The sequence below is a fragment of the Thermogemmatispora onikobensis genome, assembly GCF_001748285.1.
In the GTDB taxonomy this organism is placed as follows: domain Bacteria; phylum Chloroflexota; class Ktedonobacteria; order Ktedonobacterales; family Ktedonobacteraceae; genus Thermogemmatispora; species Thermogemmatispora onikobensis.
In genome coordinates, this window is sequence record NZ_BDGT01000013.1 from 49,493 (window position 1) to 75,758 (window position 26,266).

At 61.6% G+C, this 26,266-nt stretch carries 17 protein-coding genes and 1 tRNA gene; 11 read left to right on the forward strand and 7 right to left on the reverse strand.

The window, feature by feature from the left end; all coding sequences use genetic code 11:
* Window positions 1-534 precede the first annotated feature (534 nt).
* The 3 genes from BGC09_RS07970 to BGC09_RS07980 form a co-directional block, all read right to left on the reverse strand.
* Window positions 535-2,433, reverse strand: coding sequence for a cellulose binding domain-containing protein (locus tag BGC09_RS07970; protein WP_069803360.1), 1,899 nt, complete (start codon window positions 2,431-2,433; stop codon window positions 535-537).
* Window positions 2,434-2,674: 241 nt separating this feature from the next.
* A complete protein-coding gene (locus tag BGC09_RS07975) occupies window positions 2,675-4,132 on the reverse strand; it encodes a cellulase family glycosylhydrolase (RefSeq protein WP_069803361.1) in 1,458 nt (485 codons plus the stop codon).
* Window positions 4,133-4,267: 135 nt separating this feature from the next.
* Window positions 4,268-6,385: a glycoside hydrolase family 9 protein gene (locus BGC09_RS07980; protein ID WP_069803362.1), complete on the reverse strand. Its 2,118-nt coding sequence runs from the start codon at window positions 6,383-6,385 to the stop codon at window positions 4,268-4,270.
* Between the two features lie 597 nt (window positions 6,386-6,982).
* Here BGC09_RS07980 and BGC09_RS07985 point away from each other — a divergent pair.
* From BGC09_RS07985 to BGC09_RS08000, 4 genes are all read left to right on the forward strand, one after another.
* On the forward strand, window positions 6,983-8,701 hold the full coding sequence (locus tag BGC09_RS07985) for an ABC transporter ATP-binding protein (protein WP_084658140.1): 1,719 nt from the start codon (window positions 6,983-6,985) through the stop codon (window positions 8,699-8,701).
* A gap of 134 nt (window positions 8,702-8,835) precedes the next feature.
* Window positions 8,836-9,423 carry an ECF transporter S component gene (locus BGC09_RS07990; protein WP_084658142.1) on the forward strand — a complete coding sequence of 196 codons (588 nt, stop codon included), beginning with the start codon at window positions 8,836-8,838 and terminating at the stop codon, window positions 9,421-9,423.
* 270 nt (window positions 9,424-9,693) lie between these two features.
* A complete protein-coding gene (locus tag BGC09_RS07995; protein WP_069803364.1) occupies window positions 9,694-10,605 on the forward strand; it encodes an energy-coupling factor transporter transmembrane component T family protein in 912 nt (303 codons plus the stop codon).
* Window positions 10,606-10,757: 152 nt separating this feature from the next.
* Window positions 10,758-11,651 carry a hypothetical protein gene (locus BGC09_RS08000; protein ID WP_069803365.1) on the forward strand — a complete coding sequence of 298 codons (894 nt, stop codon included), beginning with the start codon at window positions 10,758-10,760 and terminating at the stop codon, window positions 11,649-11,651.
* A 518-nt stretch (window positions 11,652-12,169) separates the two neighbouring features.
* Here the strand turns inward: BGC09_RS08000 and BGC09_RS08005 are convergent.
* Entirely contained in the window at window positions 12,170-12,943 is a 774-nt protein-coding gene (locus BGC09_RS08005) for a PadR family transcriptional regulator (protein WP_069803366.1), read from the reverse strand.
* A gap of 403 nt (window positions 12,944-13,346) precedes the next feature.
* Here BGC09_RS08005 and BGC09_RS08010 point away from each other — a divergent pair, with 403 nt between their 5' ends.
* Window positions 13,347-14,375, forward strand: coding sequence for a gluconeogenesis factor YvcK family protein (locus BGC09_RS08010; protein ID WP_069803367.1), 1,029 nt, complete (start codon window positions 13,347-13,349; stop codon window positions 14,373-14,375).
* Window positions 14,376-14,709: 334 nt separating this feature from the next.
* Here the strand turns inward: BGC09_RS08010 and BGC09_RS08015 are convergent, their stop codons facing one another.
* From BGC09_RS08015 to BGC09_RS08025, 3 genes are all read right to left on the reverse strand, one after another.
* Entirely contained in the window at window positions 14,710-15,003 is a 294-nt protein-coding gene (locus BGC09_RS08015) for a GYD domain-containing protein (protein ID WP_069803368.1), read from the reverse strand.
* Between the two features lie 158 nt (window positions 15,004-15,161).
* Window positions 15,162-16,778 carry a gamma-glutamylcyclotransferase family protein gene (locus BGC09_RS08020; protein ID WP_069803369.1) on the reverse strand — a complete coding sequence of 539 codons (1,617 nt, stop codon included), beginning with the start codon at window positions 16,776-16,778 and terminating at the stop codon, window positions 15,162-15,164.
* Window positions 16,779-17,203: 425 nt separating this feature from the next.
* Window positions 17,204-18,052, reverse strand: a complete 849-nt coding sequence (locus tag BGC09_RS08025) for an eIF2B alpha/beta/delta subunit family protein (RefSeq protein WP_069803370.1) — start codon at window positions 18,050-18,052, stop codon at window positions 17,204-17,206.
* A gap of 258 nt (window positions 18,053-18,310) precedes the next feature.
* On the opposite strand from BGC09_RS08025, the gene pdxR reads away from it, so the two are divergent.
* The 6 genes from pdxR (at window position 18,311) to BGC09_RS08055 (ending at window position 25,977) form a co-directional block, all read left to right on the forward strand.
* The gene (gene pdxR / locus BGC09_RS08030; RefSeq protein ID WP_176728875.1) at window positions 18,311-19,900 is read left to right on the forward strand and encodes a MocR-like pyridoxine biosynthesis transcription factor PdxR; all 1,590 of its coding nucleotides are present in this window, start codon (window positions 18,311-18,313) and stop codon (window positions 19,898-19,900) included.
* A 420-nt stretch (window positions 19,901-20,320) separates the two neighbouring features.
* Window positions 20,321-22,384, forward strand: a complete 2,064-nt coding sequence (locus tag BGC09_RS08035) for a thiamine pyrophosphate-dependent enzyme (RefSeq protein WP_069803371.1) — start codon at window positions 20,321-20,323, stop codon at window positions 22,382-22,384.
* 7 nt (window positions 22,385-22,391) lie between these two features.
* Window positions 22,392-23,060: a 2-oxoacid:acceptor oxidoreductase family protein gene (locus tag BGC09_RS08040; RefSeq protein WP_069803372.1), complete on the forward strand. Its 669-nt coding sequence runs from the start codon at window positions 22,392-22,394 to the stop codon at window positions 23,058-23,060.
* Between the two features lie 83 nt (window positions 23,061-23,143).
* Window positions 23,144-23,217, forward strand: a tRNA-Gln gene (locus BGC09_RS08045).
* A gap of 534 nt (window positions 23,218-23,751) precedes the next feature.
* Complete coding sequence (locus tag BGC09_RS08050; RefSeq protein WP_069803373.1) at window positions 23,752-25,014, forward strand: AI-2E family transporter; 1,263 nt, start codon at window positions 23,752-23,754, stop codon at window positions 25,012-25,014.
* Between the two features lie 33 nt (window positions 25,015-25,047).
* Window positions 25,048-25,977: a hypothetical protein gene (locus BGC09_RS08055; protein ID WP_069803374.1), complete on the forward strand. Its 930-nt coding sequence runs from the start codon at window positions 25,048-25,050 to the stop codon at window positions 25,975-25,977.
* The last annotated feature ends 289 nt before the right edge of the window (window positions 25,978-26,266 follow it).

A 26,266-nucleotide genomic window follows, 5' to 3' on the forward strand; every position in this document is an offset into this window, starting at 1 on the left:
TTCTCATCTATGATACCTTGCAGGGCGAGGTTGGGCATAGGCCTCGCTGTGTAGCTGACAGAAACTCTTTGTCGCTTACTCCGATCCTGGCGCTCGGCGGGCAGAGATCCTGGCTCGCGCTCTCTCTTGCTGCCTGGCTGCGGGACGGGCCAATCGAGGGTTTCATAGCCCTCTGGGGAAACTATGGGAGAGGCGTGGGTCTTTGTCAAGACCTCGTGCCGTGCTGCAGCCAAAAGAAGGAGGCACCGGGCAGGTCGATGAAGGACCTATCCGGTGTCTCTTTATTAGAAGAAAAGGCTTCACGTTGTCAGCAGAGAAGATGCGTGGAGCGGGGGCCCGTGGAGCGTCTACCCTCTCGCCGTGCCGCTCTCACGTGCATTGGACAGGGCGCTAGCTCCGACGAGCACTGCTGCTCTAGCTTCAGCTCGGTGGGCGGTTCTTGCCTCCTTTCCTTAAGGGAAATGCCTGGTGTCGCTGAGGGAGATCGGAGGGGAAAGATCCCTGCTCCTCCGATCTCCCTCAGATCATCCCAGCCTAGACGACGCTACAGGTCGCTCCATTGAGCGTGAACGAAGTCGGCGCGGGATTGCTACCATTCCAGGTAGCCAGGAAGCCTGGTGAAGCGCCCAGAGTAGCGCCCGCCGGGATCTGGGCGTTGTAGGAGGCGTTGGTGATCGTCACCTGCGCCCCTTGCTGCGTGTAGCTCCCATTCCAGAGCTGGGTGATCTGCTGACCAGCCGTGAAGCTGAAACGCAGGGTCCAGCCGTTGATGGGGCTGCTACCCGTGTTCGTGATGGTGATGCTGCCCTGGAAGCCACCCGGCCACTGGCTCACGACGCTATAGTGCACCTGGCAGGAAGCGCCAGGGGTCGGGGTGCTGGTTGGGGCCGGCGTAGGCGATGGAGTTGGCGACGGCGTCGCCGTTGGGCTGGGGGACGGAGCCGGGGTCGGGGTGCTGGTTGGGGCCGGCGTGGGAGTCGGTGTAACGCCTCCGGTGCCAGCGGGGATAACGTAGGTCACCAGCGAGCGAGCCGGCACGGTCGCGCTGAAGGAGCCACCGCTCACCGAGAGCGTCGCCTGGGCCGCCGTGTTATTGGTGTTATTCGTCAGATAAGGGGTCACCGTGGCCCCGTTCGCCACAGAGGTGTTCTGCAGTGAGAAGGTCGTCGCCGTATTACTGCTCGCCAGATTGATGACCACGATGGCCAGCGTGCCATTCGTATTGCGGTAAGCCGAGACCAGCAGATTGCTATCGGAGCTGCTGGCGCCGATGCGCACCGCTCCGGGTCGGACGAAGCGGCTGTAGTTGGCGAAGGCCCATAGGCGCTTCGATGGCGTGATGGTCGAGCCGTTCAACTGGATCAGGCCCTGGTTGTCGGTCGAGACCGAGGTGCTGGCCACGCCCCACCAGTAGAGGAAGGCGCTCAGATTAGCCGAGGTCAGTCCGACATGGATATGCTGGGCCCAGGTCAGGCCGGAGGCGTCGCTGCCATCGTCCCAGGCGGCATCAAAGCTATCGAAGGTCGACCACTCGGTCTCCCAGACTGGCTTGCCATTGGAGTTGAGTGCCGAAGTTGGGGCGGCGGTATAGCCGTGGCTGGAGATCACCTTGACATAGGAATTGGCGGTTGCATCGTTGACGATGGCGCTGGTGTAGCCTGGGGCCAGGTCCCAGCCCTCAGCATCGCAGCAAACGATCTGTGCCGACACACCCGCATTGGCCAGGGTCGGCCCCAGAATCTTGGCGAAGTCGGCGGTCTGCGTGGGGTTCATGACCATGCTGGAGTAGGAGGTGGTCAGATTCGGCTCGTTGACAAAGCCTATGTTGGTGATGGTCACGCCCGCCGCCTGATAATCCTTAATGTACTGCACCAGATAGTTGGCATAAGCCTGGCGCCAGTCGCCCGAGCTGCAGGTCGCGCCAGGAGCACCGCAGAGGGTGCCGCCGTTGCTCTCGGAACCGTTGGTCTTCATGAAACCGGGAGCGCTCCAGGCGTCAGCGTAGATGCGCGTCACGCCGTAGTTCTGAATCACCTGCTGAGTCAGAGGCAGCTGCCCCCAGTCGGTCCCAATCGGCACATATTGCGGCGTGGCCGTCGGGCTGCCCGGGCTGTTTGGCTCAATTGTGTGACTGCTGTCCGAGGGGATCAGGTTGCGCAGAATGGTCAGCCCGGCGCCGGTCGTCGGACTGAACAGCAAGTCCAACATCTGTCTCTCAAGTGTGGAGCCTGCGTTGATCATGGCCTGGGCCTGCCCGAAGGCTTCGGAGGCCCCAAAGCCATCGATGGTCTGGTAGGTCGTCGCACCATTAATGGTGACGCTTGATGCCGCGTAGGCCGGGTGCGCCTGGACAACGATACTGAGCGCCAGGGCGCCGATCAGCGCCAGGAGCGCCAGCCCGGCGCTGAGAGTTTTGAGCTGTTTCCTGAGCATCGTCTGTCTTCCTTTCTCCAGAGGACTCTCCTTGTTGTTTGGTCAGTCAGATGTCAGTCAGATGTGTTGGTCTGAAGAGGTAGATTTATGTGAGCGGACCCCGGGCTGAGTCGGGGGGCCTGGCCACCATCGCTGCGTGCGTTGCGCTGGAGACCAGCACCTGACCCAGCCCAGTGCCCGTCACGGGCAAGTCCGGTATTGCTCCAAGGTCCTCCACCGTCCGGCTCGACCTATCCCGTGGCTAGACGGTGTTGCAGGTCACGCCGTTGAGGGTGAAGACCGTCGGATCACTGTGGTTGCTGGTCCAGGTGCCATTGAAGCCGATAGAGACCGAGCTACCGGCGGCAATGACGTCGTTGTAGCCCACATCACGGGCCGTGACCTGCTGGCCCTGCTGGCTCCAGGTGGCGCTCCAGCCCGCCGTAATCTGCTGGTCCCCAGGGAAGGTAAAGACCAGGGTCCAGCCGACAATGGCTGCGTTGCTGATGTTAGTGATCGTGATGTTGGCCGTCATGCCACCCGTCCAGTAGCTGGCGCTATAGTGGACCGCGCAGTAATGGCCGGGCAGCGGTGTGGGCGTTGGCGTCGGAGTGACGCCGTTGGCGAGGTCCGTCAGGTGGTTCAGCAAACCCTGCCCGTAAGGCGTCGGTGTGCCGTTGTAGTCGCTGATGAGCGACGGGAAGCTCCAACAGTTGTAGGTGTCCCAGGCCCAGGCCAGATAGCCGATGTTGTTCTGGTCCAGCCATGTCATGGCTGTATCGATGAAGCCGTGAGCACAGTCGTTCTCGCCGATCTCCCCGGCGATCACCGGCACCTGGGCTGACACGGGCGCCACCGTCAAAATCCAGCAATTGACGTAGTTACATGTATTGAAATTGTAGAGATGGAAGGAGGCAGCCAGGTTATTCAAGGGATCGCTGGGCTTATGAGAGAGCCAGCCTGATAGATCGTTGGCGTAGGCCAGGCCGCCGAGCATGATCACATTGGTGGCCCCGGAGGCGCGCACGGTGTTCACCAGGGTTTGCATGCCGGCCACAGCGAAGGGGACGTCAGGGCAGGGGCTGGCGTTGGCCGCCGTGCTCCCGTTGAGCCAGCAATCCCAACTTGTGGTAAACGGCTCGTTGTAGAGATCGAAGATTACCGATGAATTGTTCTTGAAGGTATTGGCCACCGAGGTCCAGAAGGTTGGCGCGTGGTCCAGGTCAGGCATCGCGAGCTGCTTGTTAGCCTGCTGGGTGCCGGGGGCGCTCCAGTGCAGGTCGAGGATCGTGATCAGGTTATTGGTGGTCAGCAGGTTGACATAGTCGACGATGGCCTGCCGGTACTGAGCCGCGGTGTACTGAGCGGCGGGATAGCCATTGATCCCGAGCCAGCAGTCCTCATTGAGCGGGAGGCGCACGGCGTTGATGTGCCAGCTCATCATGGCGGCCACGGAAGCGGCATCGCTCGGCCCGTCGAAGACGGTGGTGTCGCCGGCGGCGTCGCACATATACTCGGTACCCGAGCGATCCACTCCCAGCGGGCGAACCGGCTGACCGGAGCCATTGAGGAGCTGGTTGCCCGAGACGTGCAGGCCGCTATAGGAGGTTGCGGCCTGGGCGCGCTGCGCCTGACGGGGCGCATACCAGATCAGGCCCGCCAGTGTCAGGGCCAGCAAGGCCAGGAGCGCTGGCAGACTGCAGGACAGGGCTTTCTTCACGAGCGTTCCCTCCTCATGTGTTGCGGCTATCTCATCCCTGAGAGCAGGCCCTCTCAGTTCCTGCTGCCCTGGTATACTTGATTGTCAGACTGCCTCTCTTGCTTCCCCCTTTGGGATGGGGAGCCGCCGCTGCGGTTATGACTTTGGAGGCTCCTGCCCAAAAACCAGCGTGCCGTTGCGGTAGACCGGTATATACTGAGTGACTGCCCTGGTCGAGGTCAGACCCTGACGACTCCAGTCGTTCGACGAGTCCCAGTGATACTTGTAGTCGCTGCCGATGGCCACGATCAGGGCGAATTCGAGATCGCGCGTGTACCAGAGTGGGTAGGCCGACCAGTCGAATTCGTAGTAGTAGACCGTGGTGGAATTGCCCCAGGCGTAGGGGCCGTGCACGGCGACCGGGCCGCCGTTGGGCAGGTACTGGTTCTGGTCGTAGTAGATGGCCACTGAGACCGAGTTGATCGACTGACCGACGGCCTGCAGCTCGCTGATGTTGAAGAAGTAGCGCACCTTGAGGCCGGTGACGAACTGCGGCGGCTGGGTGGTGTCGCTATGAAGCGTCAGGGTGATCTGTGTGCTCTGGTTGCTATCCTGGTTGACCAGCGCTTCGACGAAGAAGGGATTGACCGGCGTTTCGGCAGTCGAGAAATTAGGATTGGGCTGTTGGCCGGAGCCATAGTAGTAGTAGAGGCCCGCCAGGGCTCCCACGAAGGCCGCGCTGTAGTCGACCGCCACCTCATTGTAGACGAAGTCGTTGGTAGCGTCGTCGTGATAGTCGCTGGTGTCAGGTCCTCCGACCAGGCCGCCCCAGAGGGTATGGCGATGATTGGGAGGGTCAGACATGCTGTTGGTAAAGGAGCCGTGGGCCGCACGATGGTGAGGATGTTTGGCCGCGTTAGAGGAAAAGCCCACCATGTAGCAGCGATTCATCGGATTGCTGCCCAGAATATAGTTCATCTGCCCCAAGGCCCAGTCGGAGAAGCGCGAGTCACCAGTGTACTTGCGATAGACCAGGGCGCAGAGCTGGGCGGCGGTGTTGTAGCGGCAGGACCCCCAGGTATTGATGACCATGAAGCCGCCGGGCGTCGGCTTGAGGAAATTCTTGTCGTTGGGGTCCTGATGGGCCACATTGGACCAGTATTCCAGGTTCCAGCGGGCGATGTACCAGTGCTTGGAGTCGTTGGTGATGGGCGCGAGCTTGAGGAACATACCACCCCAAACGGCATCCCAGCAGTGTACCCAGGTATTTTGCCAGTTGTCCTGAGTGCTGTTCATAATGGCCTTGAGGTAGCCAGTATAGTGGCCGCTGGAGTCGGTGGCGATAATATCGTTGAGATAGGACTGCTGGCCGGTAGCGATGTAGAGCCAGATAGCGGCCCAGGCCAGGTCGTCACTGTCGCCGCTGGAGTTGTAGAAGCCTCCGGAGTAGCCAAGACCGCGATTGGCGACGGCGAAGCGATAGAGCGCCTTGGCATAGTCCAGGCATTTGGCGGCGTAGCTGGAGTCGCTGCTCTGGCTATTGAGGTACATGATGGCCAGAGCAGCAGCGGCCTGCCCGCACATGTCGCTGGCCGGCGTCTCGGCGGTGGCGAAGTAGGCCGGGCGCGCCAGGTTCTCTACTTCGGGCGGGGCCCAGACGGTATGATCGATGGAGCCTTCGCCGACCTGGTAACAGAAGGCCACGACGTTGCCGCTGCTATCGCGGAAGGTAGAGCGCAGGAGGTAATCGCAGCCCCAGCGCAGGATGGCCATCATGTGGGCGTCCTGCCCGGCGGCGACGAAAGCCTGGCGGAATTCGTAGAAGCCCCAGCCCAGCGTAGAGATGGCGTACGCTTGAGGCAGGCCAAATTTAACGTGGTCGCCAGCGTCGTGGAAGCCTCCGCTGACATCGACAGTCCCTTTGCCCGCCGGGTCAAGCACCTGCCGATGGGCGGCAATAAAGGAGGCCGACATGTTGGTCCCGATGTTGTTGCTATTCTTGGGCTGTAAGGGAACGGCGGCGTCGGAAAGGTCGCTGTCGCCGCGCCAGGGGAGGAGACCACCGGTAACGCCCGGCCCGGATTTCTGGGCGTCATAGAAGTAGATCGACATCTGTAAGGCTGCGGCCAGGTTGTACTGGGGAGCGGGAGCCGCGCTTGCACCGATGCTGCTTTCAACACCCGCAAGCGCTGCTCCCAGGGAACCTAGCGGCAGCGCTACCAGCAGATTGCGCGACTGCTGCAGTAGTTCGCGCCGCGAGATGCGGGTAGACACGGTCTGACTCCTTTCAAGACGCTCCTGGGTATCATCCTTGACTCACTCGCTCGTGTCTTGTCCTGTATAGTCAGCGCGCTGCCTTCCGCTTGCTAGCTGATCGCTGGCTGATCGCTGGCCGGCTCATATCGGCTCGTGGCGAAGACAGACAGGCGGATCACCAGAATGCGCGCAATCACCAGCGCGCAACCCAACCACCTGGAGGCGAGCGCGCCACATTGGCTGAACGAGGCCCGGCCTGCGCTCCTTGTCTGGCTCCTTCCACTGTCCTCTGCCGGGGAAGGTCGGTGCTCTGCACTGTCTGCCTGAGAGCAGTATAGGCAGCGGGCACGGCAATGGCCAGAGCAGGTAGAAGGCAGATGCCAGTCAGTGAGATGACAGCCTTCCTTGCTCTCCCTGGGAGTACTTTCCTTCCATTGATGAGATTACTGCAATTGCGGTATCTCTGTAGCTGCTGTTCCAGCAAGACTCGACAACATTGACAGCTTCCCCTATCGCTCGGTACAATTAGTAGAGAGCTAATCTTATCTGATCAAAGGGCTTCCACTGTTCGTAAAGTCGTCTGCGTTCACTGGAAGCGGCAGGTAACACGTATAGATGGTTACTCATCCCGACAACACGAGAGATGCATCGCAGGACGCACCTCCAGCTGTTGCTGTCAAGGGATTGAGCTTTCGCTATCGCGCCCTCGATGAAGAGTCGCCCCCATCGAAGAAGACCAGGATAGCTGTCCCTGATTCTTCTGTTGCCGGTGCGGAGGCGGAGCCCTCGTATGCCATTCGAGATATTTCCTTCTCGCTCGCACATGGGGAGCTTTTGCTGATTGCCGGGCCGAGTGGCTGTGGCAAGAGCACGCTGCTCAAGTGTCTTAACGGCCTCATTCCTCATACCTTCCGCGGAGAACTGAGCGGGGAGATCTGGATCGAGGGCCGCTCTGCTGCTGGTATGAGCTTGCGCGAGCGGGCGCGCTACATCGGCACGATGTTGCAGGACCCCGAGAAGCAGATCGTCGGCAGCACCGTTGAGCAGGAGATTGCTTTCGGCCTGGAGAACCTCAACGTGCCGCGGGCCGAGATCCGTCGGCGGGTTGACGCTGTGCTGCGGCGTCTCCATCTGGAATCTTTCCATCAGGAAGCGACCTTTGCCCTTTCGGGCGGGCAACGTCAGCAGGTGGCGGCGGCAGGGGTCCTGGTGATGCAGCCCTCGATTTTCCTCTTCGATGAGCCATTTGCCAACCTGGATGCCCGTGCGATCGATGAGTTGGAAGAGCTGATCAATGGCCTGCGCGCCGAGGGGCGGGCCGTCATTATTGTGGAGCATCGCGTCGAGGAGACCCTCAAGCTGCGCCCTGACAAGGTGCTCCTCATGCGGGACGGGCGGCAGGTCTTTCTAGGTGATGTGCCCTCCTTTCTGGAGGTAGCCGATCCGGAGCAGGTGAAGCTGCCGATCGAGGCGACACTGCGCCGCGCTGCCGAGCCTCGTCAAGTGGTCGAGCGACTGGTGCGCCCAATTGTGACCAGGACTGTGGGGACAGCGGAGGCTCACTCAGCTGAGCCGGTGCTTGTCTTCCAGGATGTCCACTATCGCTATGAGGCCGATGGCGAGGAGATTCTGAATGGCATTTCGTTCAGGGTGCATCGTGGCGAGACGATCGCCCTGCTTGGGCCGAATGGAGCTGGCAAGACCACCCTGGTCAAGCAGGCGCTCGGATTGCTGCGTCCGACGGCGGGGACAGTCTTGCTCTACGGCGAGGATACGCGCAGGCTGAGCGTGGCCCAACTGGCGACGCGCATCGGCTACGTCTTCCAAAGCCCAAGCGCCATGCTCTTCGCTCCTACGGTTCAGAAGGAACTGAGCTTTGGCCCCGAGAATCTGCGCTTCCCGCCCGAGCGGCTCCAGCGCGCTGTTCAGCGGGCTGCCGAGGCCCTGGATGTAGCTCGTTTTGCCGAGCGCCCGCCTCTTTCTCTGAGTTTCGGGCAGCAGAAGCGGGTAAGCATCGCCTCGGTCCTGGCGATGGAGAGCCGTATTCTGCTGCTGGATGAGCCGACGGCGGGTCAAGATTATCGCTCCTATATCTCCTTTATGGAGCATCTGCGAGAGCTTCCTGAACTGGATGCCCTCCTCTTCATTACGCATGATCTCGATCTCGCGCTGCGGTATACCCAGCGCGTTCTTCTCCTCAAGGATGGCCACCTGGTGGCCGATGGAGCACCGCTAGAGGTGCTGGCCGATCAGACCTTGCTGGAAAGCTGTAACTTGCGCCCGACTTCGCTCTTGCGCTATCTGCTGACGGAATGTAGTCGCAGCCTGGCGTGACGGGCGAAGGTGAGTAGAGCTATCTGCTCTTCTCCGCTGGTTTGCTTCTTCCTGTGACTGTCGTCCCTGGTCTGTGTTATTTATCCCAAGGATCTGCGATCATTGCGATCATCCAGAAAGGAGTTCATTGCTTTATGGCTACGACCGAGAGAGAGAACCTGCGTGAGCGCGAGGCCACAAGCCGGGTGTGGGGTATTGGGGTCCGGCACATTGTCTATATGGCCCTCGGCGCGGCGCTCTATGGCATTTTCAGTTACGCTACAAATCTCATCCAACTCCCCAGTGCTGGCAATGTCTCGTTCCGCCCGGCCATCGTCATCCCTCTCTTTTTTGGGGCCGTCTTTGGTCCCTGGGTGGGCCTCTTCTCCGGCGGTGTGGGCAACCTCCTGGGCGACTATATCTCGGGCTATGGAGTCTTCTGGAACTGGGATGTAGGTAATGCCCTGATCGGCTTTATCGCCGGCCTGGTGGTCTACTTTACTTGGGGCGTCTATCGCAATTCGCGCTCCATCGTGCTGGCAGAGGTCTTTGCCGCGCTGGGAATCATCATCGGCATCGGTTTCGCCTCCATTATGGAGATCTGGCTCTCGAAGCTCAGCTTCGCGACTGCTGTTGTCGGCTACTGGCTGCCAGCGGCTCTCTCTGATCTGATCAACGGCCTGATCCTCTTGCCCATTCTGCTGCTGGCTTATCGGGCTGCGATGGCGCGCTTCGGGCGCTGACTGGTCGCTCCGCTCGCCCAGTCCATAGGGTAGCCTCGGACTCCTGTGCCGTCACCTGGCTGGCGCAGCGGAGGCTGAGGGTCTGCGCTTTCCGCTCTGGTCTGATCGGAGAATCGGCTCTGTTCTCGCGAAGATGAGCAACCGAGGAGAAGGGGGAGAGCGGTGGGAGGGCCGACGATAGAGGCTGTCGCTGGTCTCGCTCTCGGCTTCCTGTTGCCGCTCTCCCTTCTCTCTCTTGCTCTGTGGTGTTGGCAGAAGGAAGCATGTGCCATGCTTATAACGCTCCCTTATATCAAGCGCGATACGCCTATTCATCGTCTTGATCCTCGGGTCAAGCTGCTCTTGCTGCTGGCCTATGGCCTGGCCGCGGCTCAGACCTCAAATGTCTGGCTGATTCTGGTCGGCTTTGTGGGATCAGCTTGCTACTATGCGCTGGCACGCCTCAAGTGGTCGGAGACGAGGCGGGCCTGGCTCTTCATTATCTTTCTCAATGTGGTCCTGGTCTTTGGCAACTATTTTCTCTCCGGCGGCGCCATTGTCCAGGGAATCGATCTGAGCCACCAGCATCAATTGTTCTCGCTGCCGTTCCTCGGCTTTCTGAATCATCCTCCCTATGTTGGTCCGAAGCCGCTGGTCTTCAGTGTAGAGAGCATAACGTACATGCTGACGATGGGCCTGCGCAACTTCAGCATTGCCTTCCTGGCGGTGGCGATCCCCTATACGACCAATCCCGGCCAGATTGGCGTGGCTTTCAGGCAGCTGGGTCTGCCGGACCAGTTCGCTTATGCCATCGATCTCTCGTTCCGCTTCCTGCCAACGCTGGCCCGCGATTTCAGTGTGACGCTGGATGCGCAGCGCGCGCGGGGCTTCGAGCTGGATAAGCTGCGCGGCGGTATCTTCGGCAGGATCGCCCGCCTGGCGCCGCTGGTAGTGCCCATTGTGATCGGCTCGGTGGTGGGGGCGGAAGATATTGTCAATGCAATGGAGCTGCGTTGCTTTGGCGTGGGACGACGCACCTGGCTGACGGAGCTGCAGACTCGTCCGCTCGATCGCCTGTTGATGGCTCTAATCGTTGCGCTCTTTGTGCTGGTGACGGCCCTCAACATTCTTGGCAACTTCTATGCCAGTGGTCCGCTGCATATCCTCCATGAGCAGGGCTTGCCGGCTTTTCTCCTGCGCTGAGTTAACGATGAGCGAGGTCGGCGGTCGCTGGAATTTGCTGAGGCCGCCGACCTGCACTGCACTGCAGACCGAATGGCCCAGGCCGTGCCGGGACTCGGCTTCTCTTGCTATGATATAGACGACAGCTTGTTTTTAGGCGAATGAGGTCCCGGATGAGACGTACGTTTCTGACACGCCTGCGGATCAATGGTTCCTATTATGTGCTTGGGGGGCTGCTGTTGCTGCTTGGCGCGCCGCTCTACCAGTGGCTCTGGTTGCTGCCGCAGGGCTACGGCGAGGCCCTGACCGCAGCCAGCCGCGGCCAGTTTGCTGACTATGTTCTCTGGCTTCATCTGCATGTCTGGTCTTTCGCTCTCTACCGCCTGCTTCAGATGGTGGCCTTCGCTCTCACGCTTAGCTTGCCTTTCACGCTCTTTCGCATTATTGTCGCCCAGGAGGTACTGGGACGCGACGAGGAGGAGGCCGGTGCGACAACAGGCGAGGAAGCCTCCCCTGCGGCAGAGGAGGGGGCCGCCGATGGTCCAGGGGCTGCTGTGGCTGCCAGCGACAAGCCGTTGCCGCAGACAGCGGAGGAGCTGCTGGCCGTGCCCTGGCGCGGGAAGGGTTTTGCGGTCATTGCAGCCTGGGCTGGCATGCTGGGTATCCTCTTGCTGGTCTTGGGGAATCTGGCCAGTACGGTCTACCAGGTAGGAGTGGCGCGCACTTTCACGGCTGAGATGGTGCTGACGCCGAGTTTTGCGCTGGTGGCGGGGATCTGCACGCTCGTGAGCACTACGGCTGGCGGGCTGCTGCTGGCGCTGGCAACGCTGCTGTTCGGGTTCATTATTGTGCGTAGTGGCCTGCAGCTCTGGCCGCCGCTCTGGGTGGCTCTGGGCTATGTGGCGATGCTGCTGGCGCTCTTCCTGACGGGTAGTGCCGTGCAGGTGGCTCTGTCGCCGGCCAGTGGCCAGGCATTCTTGACGACGCCGGCTTTCCTGCTCTTCGCCTGCTGGACCCTCTGGCTGGGCCTCATCCTGGTACGACTGCGACCCTCGCCTGCCTCCTAGCGCGGGTGGTCCGGGCCGGGTCGGGCTGCGCCGCGCGAGCCTGGGCCGCAGCCCCTCTCTTCCCCCCTTTCCTCCCAAAAAAGAAAGAAACGGGATATCTGAATCCCCACCACCGCGCCCACAGAGTGGTAGAGCGACTCCCGTCCCCTACAGTATAACCTAAATGCCTCTTGTAACACAAGATATATAGGAGAGATTGGATATAAGGTACCCCTGGTTCTCTGCCCCTCGTGTTGCAAGGAAGAGCTGCACTCACGATGCTCGGCACGGGAACCTGGGGAATCTGTGTGAATAAGGCAGAGCTTTTGAGCGTAACTGCACAAAAGTGCTCACCCGTCTCAGAGATCTGTCCCAGTCCGCTGAGGAGCAATTGTCGCCCATTCTCGTCTCGCGTTTTTGCGAGGGGGGACAAAGCGGGGTTGGGCCTGGCCAGGGTTTGGCTGGCCGACCCCGCTCGTCAGTCCGCCTGCTCTTGCCCGTCTTCTTCCTTCTAGCGGGCCGGCCTCAGATCCGTTCCTCTAAGACTGAGCGGGAGGCTCATCGCTGGTAGCTGACGAAGAGGAGGGACCTTCTTCCGCGTGGCTGCTCTCGCTGGAGGGGCCGGTGGGGCTATTGCTGGCAGCTGACGAAGGCGAGCCATAGATCAGGTCGGTCAGATCCTTATGCGTGCGCTCGAGGATGCTGCGCAGGCGTGACAGGCGGTTAGGATCGCCCACGGAGGAGCGTCCGGCGATCATGAAGAGACGAGCCACCTCGCCGGCCTCCTGGCGCAGCGCCTGCAGCTCTGGCGACCAGCCACGGGCCTTCGCCGCATGCAGTGGCCAGCCTGGGCCGAAGCGTTCCGCCTCGTGCTGGTGCTCGGCCAAAAAAGCGCGTCCAGCCTCAGTGATCGTATAGACCTTGCGCCCCTCAGCCTCGCTAGAGGTGATGAAGCCGCGATCTTCCAGCATTTGCAGCGTTGGATAGATCGAACCCGGGCTAGGGGTATAGAAGCCGCCAGCTCGTTCTTCCAGCACCTTCATCATCTCATAGCCGTGCATGGGACGCTCCTGGAGCAGCTCCAACAACACATATTTGAGATCGCCGCGCCCGAAAAAGCGCAGACGCTCAAAGAAGGCGGCGGGGCCACGCGGGCCGTGACCATGTGGGCCGTGTGGACCGGGTCCGGAGGGAGGCCGCCCACGGCGTGCCTGCCAGAAGTGTGGAACATCTGGGGTAGGAGGACGCTGCCAGGGGAACGAGCCGCCATCATCCCAACCGTAGGACTGCCAGACGAAGCGTCGACCGAACATGAAACGGTGCTCCTTTCTCTGCTCTATCTCCAGCGTCGGGTCCCCACGCTGGTGAGGGCCGCCAGGACGCCACGGGATAACGATATATCGCAAACCACTGTGTTTAGTATAACGATATATCGTGTCCATGTCAAGGGTTCGAAAGCTGTCCGCTTGCAGAAGGGAGGGGGGCGTGATAGGATAAACTGAGGGAAAGAGGGGGTGGGTGGGGGAGTGGAAGAGCCAGCCAGCAGTGCAGGCGAGACAGCAGCCAGCCAATCAGGCCCCGCACAGAAGAGAGAGCCGAGAGACTTGTCGACAGCGTTCACCGACCGTGTATAGTGTCTCTTAGGTTAGGAAAATCGCCAAGAGAGGTAGACGTCGTTTGTCAGTTGAGACTGGAATCAGCCACAGGAGATGTGAGGTGCCAGAACAGTATTATCGCCCAGGAGAGCGGCACGTCGGAAAGCGAGTCGTCACCATTGGCGGAGGCTCTGGAACCTTCGCCCTCCTTTCGCATCTCAAAAAGTACCCGTACAACATCAGCGCCATTGTCACCATGTCGGACAGTGGGGGAAGTTCGCGTCGTCTCATGGATGAGTTTCGGCGTCAATTGCCGCTGGGGGACCTGCGCATGTCGCTCGTTGCTCTGGCGCGCAATGGAGCGCTGTGGCGTGAGGTCTTCATGCACCGCTTTGAGAGCACAGATGAGCAGGGAGAGGGGAAAGGAGGAGTTGGTGGCCACAGCCTGGGGAATCTCATTCTTAAGGGTCTCCAGGACATCAACAATGGCGATCTCATGCTGGCTATTGAGGATGCGCAAGAGCTGCTCAACACCGCCGGGCGGGTGCTGCCTGTCACGCTGGCGCAAACCACCATCTGCGCCGACCTGGAGGATGGTACCACTATTTGTGGCGAGACCGACATTGACACGCGCGGCAAAAAGAAGCTGGAGCCGCTCTCGCCCATTGTCCGCCTGCGCATGGTGCCCGAGGACGCCCCGGCCTGTCCCCAGGCCATTCGCGCCATTCGCCGGGCCGATGTCATCATCATTGGTCCCGGTGATCTCTACACGAGTCTCATCCCTAATTTCCTCGTCAAGGACATCGCGCGCGCCGTGCGTGAGTCCGAAGCCGAGAAAGTCTATGTCTGCAACCTCATGACCAAGCACGGCGAGACTGACGGCTACAAGGCCTCTGATTTTGTCAGCGAAATCCATCGCTACCTTGGGGGCCGCGTCGATCGGGTGATTGTCAACGATGGCCCGTTCCCTCCCGAAGTGCTCCGCACCTATGCTGAGGAGAAGAGCGAGCCTGTGGTCGTCGATCGCGCTCGTTTAGCCAGGCTGGTGCCAAATGTCGTCATCGGCCATTTCAATCTCGAAGATGACATGTTGGCTCGCCATGATCCCGAGCGTCTGGTCAAGGCGATCTTCTCTTCCGATCCTTTCTAGTTCCAGCCAGCCTGGACCTCTCCCATCCGATCTGACCACCTCTGCTTGCAGTCGGCTGCTTCCCTTTTCCAGATAGAGGACCGGCTGCCAGCCACGGCTGGGACAGGCGCCGCGCTTTGTTTGGGACCGTGGCCAGGTCAGACGTCAGCCGATCGCGAGGCGGCGTGTGGCGAGGCCGTCTGTCATCGAACGGCCAGGACCCTCCTCTATGCCTGAGCGCTCAGCCAGGGAAGGAAGGAAACGAGAGAGCCGGACCGCTGGCTGGCGGCCTGGGACCCTGCTCGCTTGCGCTGTCCATCTCCAGGCGGCTGAGCGCTCGCGAGGCTGCCCCCCTCTAGGATAAAGTGCGGGCGATCTGCTCGAATTCCTCGCGCGGGAACGCTCGCATGGTCTGGCTTCGTAGGCTGCCTTGGGCAATGACGCCAAGAATCAAGCGCGCGGCAGTCTGATCGTCAGGAGCCTCGGTAATGATGACATAATCGTACTGGCCCATAACCAGATAGAAGCCGATGAGCTTGCCTCCTGCTTCCTGCAGCGCCTTCTCGAACATCTGGAGACGTTCGGGGGCATTCTTGGCTTCCCTGATCCCTTGCTCGGTCAGATTGACCAGGCTGATGTAGGTTGGCATCGAAGGACCTCCTCGCCCTTGACAGGTCTTCAACTCAAGATGGAACGCTACGGGGTCAGCCTTCTGTTGCAATTGTACACTCCCAATTGCACTTTCACAAGCTCTACTGCCAGCCTGTCAATCCTTTCTTAAATCATCGTTTTTCTACTGCCCCTCTTTCAGGCCGATGGACGCTGAAGGAAGAAGCGATGTTCGCAGTAGCCAGCCAGCATACCCATCAGAGAGAAGAGCGCATTGCTGTGTCCAGGTAGCGAACCGAGAACAACCAGGCCGCTATCGAGCAAGAGATAAGCCAGCATTGCCAGCACCATCCCGAGGTAGGGGCGCACGAACCAGGTGATCAGCAAGAAGAGGGGCTGGCCTCGTGAGGTGGACTGGCGTAGCGAGACCAGGCAACTTACGCAGCCGCCGAGCAGGCCGTAAGCCAGGACCAGCCAGGGCACGCCGAAGGGGGCGAAATCGGGCGTAAAGACCGTCTGTCCAAAGCCCAGCCCCTCGCTGATGGCCAGGGCCAGCACGGCCAGGAGTAAGAGGGCGTGGTAGACGGACAGGGCCAGTAGCCAGCCCTGCGGAGCTGGGCGAGAGGCAGTGGTGGCGGGCGGTGGCTCAGATGGCCCTGCAGACGGCGCCGGCGCTGGCAACACCGGCTTGGGTGAGGTTGTGATCAGGGCCTGGCTCGGCGAGGCCGGGGCAGGCTGCTCCCGTTCATCTTTGCCTGAGACAGCCACGATTGGCTCCGTATCCAGTTCATCGCTCTCCGCTAGTGGGTGTGCGATCGCTGGTCCGCGTGTGCTCCTGCCCCCTGCTGACTCAGGGGAAGGGCTGGCCCGGCCTTCCAGGTCCAGCAGATAGCTCTCTGGCAGCTTCTGGCGGCGGGCGCTCTCCAGCAGGTGCCGCACATAGGGATCACCTGCGTAGCGCTCGGGTAGGCGTGGTTGGAAATACTTGCGAACCGTTGCCGAAGCGATGTAGGTTGTGCAGGCGATCTCGCGCTGGCGTAGAGGCTCGTGGACGACGACCGTTAGCGGCTCGAAGAGGCCGATTGGAGGAACGGCGTCGTGGGCTTTGTCCAGGGGGACCACGCCGTCCTCTGCCGGCAAAGCCAACCGACGTGGCACGCGATAGAGCATTCCCCAGACGGCGGCAGCCGGGTCGCTGCTCGGCAGGATCGAGGCCACAACCTCGCCCGTGGCCGTGCGCACCGCGCCGAAGCCTAGCTCGTAGCCTTTGAGCATGCCGGGTCCGTACGGCAGTGCCAGCCCATCCAGCAATTGGGGGCTGTTCAGCACCACCGTATCCATCTCTGGGCCGTACTCAAATAGCCAGAGAAACTCGTTGCGCTCCGGCCCTGGCTGCGTGGAGGCGGCCACGTCCTCCTTCTCCATTGCCTGGCTGGCAATTGGCAGCGGCGTCTCTTCCAGCGCGCTGTACTCTTCGGGGACAGGAGGCGCAGCCGGGGCCTCCTCGGGGAAGGGAGCCCCGCCATCCGTCAGACGGGGGCCGAAGGTGCTCCCCGTCTCGCCCAGCGCCAGCGAAGGCGGGCGTGGCGTACTGCTGCGCACAATGGGCACACCTGGCGCCACAAAATCGTCACCTCGTCGCCGCTTCTCTCCTCGCCCCTCGCGTCCCTCACGCATCTCTCTTCTCTCCCTTCGCTCTCTTTCGATCGGAGCCTCGCGCTCCCGCTCATGTTCGCGCCCTGGCTGTGCCTGTGCCTCGCCTGACTGACTCTCCTGCCGCTCTCCCTGAGCCGGCTGCTCAGTATCACCGTGCATATCACTTCCCCCTTCCAACTCCAGGCGCGGTGCCTGACCCGTGGCCCTCGTCCCACCCGCTCATGCCTCATCATCGCCCCTGACGACAGCAGTGCGCCGCGCCGTTCCGTATCGTACCTGGTCATGGCCTGGCGTAGACCCTCATTTCCACCCTGCCGGGCTGCAAGCCCCGCGCTCTGGCGGCGCTGGGGTCAGGACAGAGAAGGACGAGCATCCAGCCCTTTGCCTGGTCTGCGGTCCCGTCCCGGCTCTGCGGCTATAGAGATGTACTCGCTGGCGCTCCTGCCCCGGTTCCTCTCTGCCTGATCCTGCTCGCCTTGCTTAACAAGCAAGCATAATGCGGAGCTGCTGTAAGAGATGTTCCACTACTGCAATTGATAGGATACACATTTGTGTCGCTTTCGCCAAGTCTGCAGGACCTGTGGCTAGCGAAAGTCACTGAGCGGCTCCTTATTGAAAAAGCCGCGTTCGGTCACAATAGCGGTGACCAGCTCGCCGGGGGTGCGATCGAAATAGAAGTTGCGCACCTCGATGCCGGAGATGGGCTCCTCCAGCACCTCCTCTGGCTCTTTCTCCTCCAGGAGGGAGAGGTCACCGGTCCAGGGCTGGGAGGAGATTTTCAGCGATTCGCACAAGACGTAGAAAGGGATGCCATAGCCGCGGCAAGCCCAGGCCAGGAGGGCGGTACCGGCTTTGTTGATGACATCGCCGTTGGCGAGGACGCTGTCGGCGCCGACCACCACCGCTGTGCATCCTGGAAGAAAGATGGCAGCCTCGGCGTCGGTGATGAGGGTGACGGCAAGGTTCAGGGCTTGCAGGCGGCGGGCCATCTCGCGGCCTTCATAGCGGGGGCGCCCCTCCAGGACGATGACCCGTTTGATCTGGGAGGCGCAGACGTGCAGGGCCTCCAGGACGGTTCCCGAGAGACTATGTGTCATCAGGGTACCGGCCAGCAGCGGGCGGGCATGAGCGATGATTGCCTGCGGTGCCTGCTCATATTCTTCGCGCAAACGCGCCGCCTCCTGTGCCATGCCTGCCAGTCCTCCTGGTGCTTGCAAGATACGCCGGACCGCGCCGGCGATGGCCGCCATCGCTGGACGGGCCTGCATCAGTTGCTCGCCAGCAGCGCGTACCTGGGCCAACCTCTCTTCCGGCGAGCCGTCCGGGGCGCTGGCCAGCTCTTCCAGGATGGCAATGGTCTCGCCCACCAGCCAACGTGAGCCATGTTCACGGTCGTTGCGCACAGTCTCAATGCGCTCCTGGAGATTCTTCATGCTTCTCTCCCTTCATGGTTGGATCTTGGCTTTGGGCCTGGTCGCTGCCATTACTAGTTATTATCGCGCCCTCTCGTAGGACATGCAAAGAGCCAAAAAGGTTGACGTTGCCCGGCGAGGCCCCTCTGAGAGCCTTCTTCCCTGGTCTGATCTGGTCCGATTGGTTCACTTTTGACCGCCGGCATTGGCTCTTGTGATTCGCTGTCTGGCGCACTACACTGCTATTGGTATGAGCCAATGCAGGAGGGGAGGGAAACCATGCCACAGTCACGCCCATTTGAACACCGCTCACACTCGTGGTCCGCTGCTCCTGCCGCCTCCGTCTTTGTTCGGCTTGATCGCAGCAGCAGTGTGCCACTCTATCGGCAGATCTATCACCAGTTGCGTGAGGCGATTCTCTCTGGGGCCTTGCCCGAAGGGGCCCGTCTGCCCACGGAGCGAGCCTTAGCGCGCGAGCTGGGAGTCAATCGTACAACGGTCATGAATGCTTACAACGAGTTGGCGAGCGAGGGCCTCATCGAGGGACATGTCGGGCGTGGGACATTGGTCCGTCGCAGCTTGCTCGCTCTGGAGGATGAGGAATGCGAGCCAGAAATGCCTTCCTGGCTGCTGGGGCTCTCCGCTGGAGAGAGCGAGATGCTTGGGCCTGATGCGCGCTTACTCAGCGAGCTGATGGCGCTGGCTGAGTACGGCGGGCTGATCTCTTTTGCCAGCGCCATGCCGGAGCCTGCTTTGCTGCCAGCGGAGCTGTTCCGAGCAATCTGTCAGGAGGCGCTCCTGTCTGCTCGTCAGGAGGCACTCGGCTACTGCCCGGTAGAGGGCCTGCAGAGCCTGCGTCAGCAGGTGGCCCTGCGCATGCGTCGGCGGGGAGTACCTGTAGATGCCGGGCATATTTTGATCTTGTCCGGCTCGACGCAGGGCATTGGTCTCGTTGGGCGTTTTCTGCTGCGTCCCGGCGATGAGGTGGTGGTCGAGGTTCCCACCTACATCGGGGCCATTCAGGCCTTTCGGGCCTTGGGGGCGCGGGTCATTGGTATCCCGCTGGATGCTGAAGGTCTGCGGCTGGATCTCTTGGAGAGCGTGCTGACGCGCCATCGTCCGCGGCTGATCTATACTCTGCCGACCTTTCAGAATCCGACGGGCGTGGTGATGTCGCCTGAGCGCCGTCGGCGCTTGCTGCAGCTCTGTCGGCGCTATCAGGTGCCAGTGTTGGAGGATGATACCTACGGTGAGCTGTATTTCGATACGCCGCCACCTCCGCCGCTGAAGGCCCTCGATAGCAGCGAGCAGGTGATCTACCTGAGCACGTTCTCCAAAATGCTGGCGCCGGGCCTGCGGGTGGCCTGGCTGGCTGGACCGGTGCCGATGATTGAGCGCCTCTCGTTGCACAAGCAGATCTTTGATTTGAACACCAATGCCTTTGGTCAGTGGCTGGTGGCTGAGGTCTTGCGGCGTGGTTGGTTGGACGAGCATCTGCGGCGCCTCAGTGCCGCCTATCGGCGCAAGCGTGATCTCATGCTCCAGGCCATTGAGCGCTACTGGCCCCGCGAGATACGGGTGACCCCGCCAGGGGGAGGCTTCCATCTCTGGTGTCGCCTCCCGGCTGGCCTGCGGGCACGCACGCTGCTGCGTGAGGCAGCGGCTGAAGGGGTGGCCCTTCTCAACGGTGAGCCATTTCACGTCGATGGTGGCGGCCAGCAGTATATCCGCCTGAGCTATGCCTATCCCCAGGAAGCGCAGATCGAGGAAGGGATTCGCCGCATTGGCATGGTGTTGAAGCGTCTGTTGTTGCAACGTGGCCAAGAACAGGCTCGTTCCTCTCCTCCTGAGCATATCCCAATGGTCTAAGAATGTGCCTTGTCGCCTCCGTACGGGTCCTTGGGGGCGCCGCAGCCCCGGCTGACGTTCTTGCTCTAACAGGCGTTTGTTGACAGCCTTCGCCCGGTATCGGAAAATGGTGACCGGCCTGGCCGGCGCTGTTGTTTAGATGGGAGGCCGGCCTGATGTGGCTGGACCGCGATCGTATTTCCTTCCCTTGACGCTCGCTGATGTTGGCTAGCGGCTGTGCATTGCCGACTAAGTACTACCTGATCGATCGTGTGCTCCTGCTGGCGTGCTGCTCGCTGGCCTTTGGTTCTTCCTGGTCCCTCTTGCAAACCCGGCGAGCCAGCGCGGGATACCCACCCGGTCTGATTCCTGGCCGGCTGACTGACTGAATGAGGCAGGCCGACGATACAAAAGCCAAGAACGAGAGGAGTGTGTCTGGAGTTGAATCGTCTGACCGCTCCGGGCAAGCGGCTGTTTTTGAGCGGCGATGAGGCAGTGGCGCGAGCTGCGCTGGAGGCTGGCGTTCAAGTGGCGACCGGCTATCCGGGCAATCCTGGCGGCGGGGCGCTGGCGGCACTCTTGCCGCTGGCGGCGCGTTATGGCCTGGCCGCTGAGTGGAGCGTCAATGAGAAGGTGGCACTGGAAGTAGCCGCGGGAGCTGCCTGGGCCGGCAGAAAGAGCCTGGTGACGATGAAGATGTCGGGCCTCAATGTTCTGGCAGATTCGCTGCTCTCGATCGCTCACAGCGGCGTCAACGGGTCCCTGGTGATCTATGCTGTGGATGATGTCGGAGTCTTCTATGGAATGGTTGAGCAGGATTCGCGCTACTACGCGCTCCTGGCGAGCCTGCCGCTATTGATGCCAGCCGGTCCCGAGGAGGCCTATGCACTGACCCGGCTGGCTTTCCAGGCTTCGGCACAGACAGGGGCGCCGGTCCTGCTGCTGGGAACAACGGCGGTGGCGGCCTCTCAAGCCTGGATCAGCGTGGCGCCGCTGGAGCGTCCTGCCATTGAGCAGCCAGCTAGCTTCCAGCGCGATGTGGCACGCTTTACCAAGGCTGTGCCTCAGTGGTGTCGCGAGCAGCATGCTGCTGCCCTGGCCCGCCTGGAGCAGGCTGGGACACTGCTGGGTGTGGCCAATGTGCGGGAGGAGCCGACCGGTTCGGCGGCGGCTGCTCCTCGGGAGGGGCGCATCGGGGTGGTGGTGGCCGGAGTGAGCGCGGCCTATCTGGACGAGGTGCGGGCCCGCCTGCGCACGGCGCCACCTCTGGCAGTCTTCAAGCTGGGCCTGATACATCCCCTGCCCGGCGAAGAACTACGAGCCTTCCTGACTCCGCTGGAGGCGGTGCTGGTCCTGGAGGAGCTGGAGCCACTGATCGAAACGCAGGTGGCGGCCCTGATAGGGGAGCATAATCTGCAGGCTCGCTTGCTGGGCAAGCGCACTGGCCTGCTGCCGCGTGTGGGCGAGTACAATCAGGCCCAGGTGGCGCAGGCGCTGGCTGCCCTGTTGGAGACAGCGGGCTATCAGGAAGCCGCCGCTGAAGCCCAGACCCTGGCGCAACAGTTGTCTCTTCCCCCCGAGCCTGGCGGCCCGGTGGCACCCTTGCCGCGCACCCTCGAGTTCTGTCCCGGCTGCCCGCACCGTATGACCTACTACGCGCTCAGGCGCGCCCTGCAGGCCGCTGGTTATCAGCCCGATGAGGTCATCACGACGGGAGACATCGGCTGTACAATCCTCGGTATGCATGCCCCTCTCTCGGTCTGCTGGACCGAGGTCTCGATGGGGGCCAGCCTGGGCATTGCTCAGGGACTGAAGTACGCTGGCATTGAGCGCCCGGTGCTGGCGGCGATGGGCGATAGCACTTTCTTTCATGGCGGCATTGCGGGCCTACTCAACGCTGTGCAAGCAGGAGTACGCCTGACCTTGCTCTTGCTCGATAATGGTCTGACGGCGATGACGGGGCAGCAGCCAAATCCAGGATCGTGGCGGGACAGCGCCGGACCAACGGCCAGGCCGCGGGCTGACATTGAGACTATTGTACGCGGCTGTGGCGTGACCTTTGTACGCGAGGTCAATCCTTATGAGCTGGAGACCACAGTGGCAGCGCTGCGAGAAGCTCTGGCCTCTCAGGGTGTGGCGGTCGTCATTGCCCGCGCTCCGTGTACGGTCCCAGGTCGCTTGTTGCCCGGCCAGACGGCCCCGTTCCAGGTCGATGAAAGCCGCTGTTGCGCTGGACGGGGCTGTGACAATCTGCCTTGTTATTATGAGGTCGGGTGTCCATCAGTAGCGCTCGTGCCAGCAGGGGGCAGCCCCGACGAAGGAGAGGGGCCGGGAGGCAAGGGAGAGCTGCGGGTGCGCATTGATCCTCTGAGCTGCGTGGCCTGTGGGCTATGTGCTGCTGCCTGCCCATTCGAGGCCATCAGTCCGCTGTCAAGCGTAGCCAGCGATCACAACGAGGAGAAAGCGCTGGCCTCAGTGTGGCCATCCCTTCTCGTGCGGGAGTAACATGCCTATGCCTGAGTCCACAGAGCTTGAGCTACCCTGGCAGGCCCTGGTGCTGGCCGGTGTCGGCGGTCAGGGGCTGCAGACTGCCCTGGAGATCCTGGCGCTGGCCGCCGACGAAATTGGCTTGACAGTGCAGACCTTCGCCCCTCTGAGTCTGGCCCGTCTGGGAGGAAGCGCGTGCTGCCATCTGCGCTTCGGCCCTGCCTCTACGCCGCGCATCGCCCCCGGGCAGGCCGACTTGCTCATCGCTTTGGAGATGAGCGAGACGCTGCGCATACTTCCCCTGGCGCGGGTCGGAGCCGTGGCTTTCATCTCTACCTGGCGCCGACCTCCCCTGGCGGCGGGCCTGCACGGCCAGCCCTATCCTGACCAGCAAACCCTCGCCGCCGCTTTACGGCAACGGGGGGTGAAGGGCATCTTTGTGGAACCGCGCTGCCCTGGCTGGTCGCCAGCCGGAGAGCGGGCAGCGGAAGAGAGGGAGGTGCCTGCCGGATTGCTCTCCCTCTTCATGCTGGCTGTCTGCTGCAGCGCCACTGATCTGCTCCCCCGCGCCGCCCTGGAGCACGCTCTGGCCCGACGCCTGGAGGAAGAGCCGGCGGTCGCTGCTGTCGCTGGAGGCCTCCTCGCTTGCGCCTGGCAGCGCGGAACCCTGCTCAGGCCGCCAGCAGGGACTTGACAAATTCCTGTGGCTGCGGTAATATGCATACGCGAGCACGGTCAAGGCCAGATAGACCAATGCTGTCTGACAAACCGGTCTGTTGGGGTGTCGTTCAACGGTAGGACTGCCGACTCTGGATCGGCCAATCGGGGTTCGAATCCCTGCACCCCAGCCAGTCGGAGAGGCAAGAACGCCTCTCCTTTTTTGTTTGCCTTCTGACTGGCAATTGCACCCCACCCACTGGCTGACACTAGAAAAAAAACACCATGCGGCGCAACCTGGCTCAGAAGACGAGAGCTACAGGCAGGCGGAACGCGCGGCCCGCCGGTGGAAGTGACAGCAGGAAAAAGATCCGAAACGATTGGCTGGCTCTGTCGTATAACAAGTAGGTACGTTTTCTATTTGATGTGCGTCTACCTTGCGGCCCGTGTTGAGTCTCAAGCTTCAAGAGAATATAGTGCTGCTAAAGTAACTTCAGGGCCAGGAGGCCAGACCGGAGCGGGGATCGGCTCCGAGAAGCTCCTGCCTTCAGGTAAATGGAGAAGGAGTGAGTTGATCCTGTCAAGCAGGCAAGAATGTCAAGAAAGGGGCTTCATCATCGATGTCGACTGGCACAGGCACAGGCACAGGCACAGGTACTAGCCCGGGCACAGGTCCCACTCAGAGAGCATCGTTCGAACCAGCCGGCAAAACGTCATTCGAAGAGGAAATGCGTTCCGCGGCTCGCTGGACGCGCCGGCGTGATATCCCGCTGGCCATTCTGGCCTGGATGGCTCTCGGCGTTTTGGCCTTATGGGGCATCAGCCATATTGCGCACTCGCTGCTGATGCTGGTAATCGCTGCCTTACTGGCCTATGCGATTGCCCCTGCGGTGCGCTTATTGGAGCGCTTTATGCCCCGGCTCGTCGCTATTCTGCTGGTTTATCTTGTAGTGCTTGGCGGGCTAAGTGTTCTTCTCTACTTTGTGATCACAACCACGATTGCGCAGATCCTCTCTCTGGCGCATTATGTACAGCAGATGCTGACCCCGAGGCCGGGTGGCTCGGTGACCCCCCTGGAAGAGATTCTGGACCGCTTTGGCATCAGCGCAAGCCAATTAAGCGATCTGCGCCAGCAGCTCTTTAACCAGTTGGAGAACGTAGCCACCAGCGCCTTACCGATTGTCACCGGTGTCTTCGAGGGTATCCTCGACATCGTCATTGTGATGGTGCTGAGCATTTACCTGCTCATCGACGGTGAGCATGCTGTGCGCTGGTTAAGGCGTGGTGTGCCGACGCGGCAGCGAGCGCGAACCCGTTTCTTTCTGGATACAGTCGAGCGAGTGGTTGGGGGGTATATCCGTGGTCAGCTCCTGCTCTCGGCCCTGGTAGGGGTGCTGGTTGGCCTGGGAATGTTCATCCTACAGGTTCCCTATGCGGTCCTGCTAGGAGTGCTGGCCTTCCTGCTAGAGTTTATCCCGGTCTTGGGGACGCTCACCTCGGGGGCGGTCTGTGTGCTCATCGCGCTCAGCCAGGGCTGGCTAACGGCGGTGCTGGTGCTGGCCTACTTCATCGGAGTGCATATCGTCGAAGGTGATGTCATTGGGCCACGCATCGTCGGGCGGGCCGTTGGTCTGCACCCGGTCGTTTCCCTCTTTGCGCTGCTGGCCGGGGCTGAACTATTCGGGGTGATCGGGGCCATCTTTGCCGCCCCCCTGGCGGGTATGCTGCAGGCGCTACTGGTGGCCATCTGGCAGGAGTGGCGGAGCCTGAATCCAGAGCAATTTGAGGAGCCACCAGTGCCATTGCCAGCGCTAACCTCCTTCCCCGTGAAGGCAGAAGTGAGCGGGCCGGGCGTATCGACGGTGTCAATGGGGGGGCAGGGGGTGTCTGGGGCGGCGAGCGCTGCGAGCGGTGCCGGGGCCAGCAGTGCGCAAGGTGGCCCGGTCGAGGTGCCGCCGGCTCCCTCGGCCTCGGATCACCACTTGCTCTAACGCTGAAGCTCTATCCAGTGAAAACGCAATGCCATGAGTCGCAGGTACCCTCGCTTCTGCCACCTCTGTGGAACCCCGCTGGCGCTGGTAGAGCGCTACCTGATGTATTCCAATGGGCTGGTCATCTGTCCAACCTGTGAGAGCACAGCGCCACGCTGTCAGCGCTGTGCTCTGCCAGGGCGGCATCTGGAGCGAGTGGGTGGGGCGCTGCTCTGCCCCACCTGTCGTGCTCAGGTGGCCTTCTGTGCTTGCTGTGGGCGGGCCTTGCTGGAAACCGCCTACATGATAGGGGACTCGCCGCTCAAGTACTGCCAGCGCTGCCTGGAGGAGCGTCCCCGCTGCGATATCTGCCAGGCACCTTTAAATGAGCGAGGGCGCTTGCTGCCTGGACGACATGGTGAGTCACGCCGCTGTGGCGCCTGCTGGGCCGAAGCAGTCCATAGCCCGAATGAGGCGGCGCCACTCTACCAGCGTATCTTTCTCCTGCTGCCGCAAGAACCGGGGCTGACCCTGCCCCTGCTGCCCCGTCTCCACCTGTGCGAGCGCGCCTTGTTGCAGGAGCTGCATCAGCAGCGTCGAGAGAGCTTACAGCCCGGCGAGAAGGAAGGGGCGGAGAGCGATCCCCACTTGCTCGGCATTTTTGTGCAGCAGGGCCGGGAACAGGATATCTACATCGAGCACTATTTACCACGCGATCTCTTCCAAGCGGTGGCGGCCCATGAGCTGGCTCACGCCTGGCAGGCCTGGCAGGGTCTGGATGGGCTACCGCTCTTGGTCGGAGAAGGCTTTGCTGAGTGGACGGCCTACCATGTCTTGCTCGCTCTGGGCGAGGAGCGCATGGCCCAGCGCTTGCTGCATCGCCGCGATCTCTATGGCCAGGGACTCCAGCGCTTTTTAACCCTGGAGCAGCACCAGGGCCGCACAGCAGTGCTGGCCGCGGCCCGCGGGTCTCTCCTATTGTAGAACGATCTCCCCACTCAACTGCGACATTCTCCGATATACTCACCTACTGCCTTTTTAGCGCTTTAAGAGTTGCGCATCGCTCTTGCCCTCTCGGCTGCTCTGGCTGGTAATCAGCAACATTCCTCTCTGTCTGTGGTAAAAGCGGTCCAGGGCAAGGCAAAATGGCCAGCCGTCGCGTGAGGTAGTTCTGGCGCTCACCAGGGAGAGAAGGGAGTGGCGCGTAACGGGGAATGACGTCTGATGGGGCTTCTTCTTTTCCTGATGTTGCCAGCATGCCGGTAGGCTATCG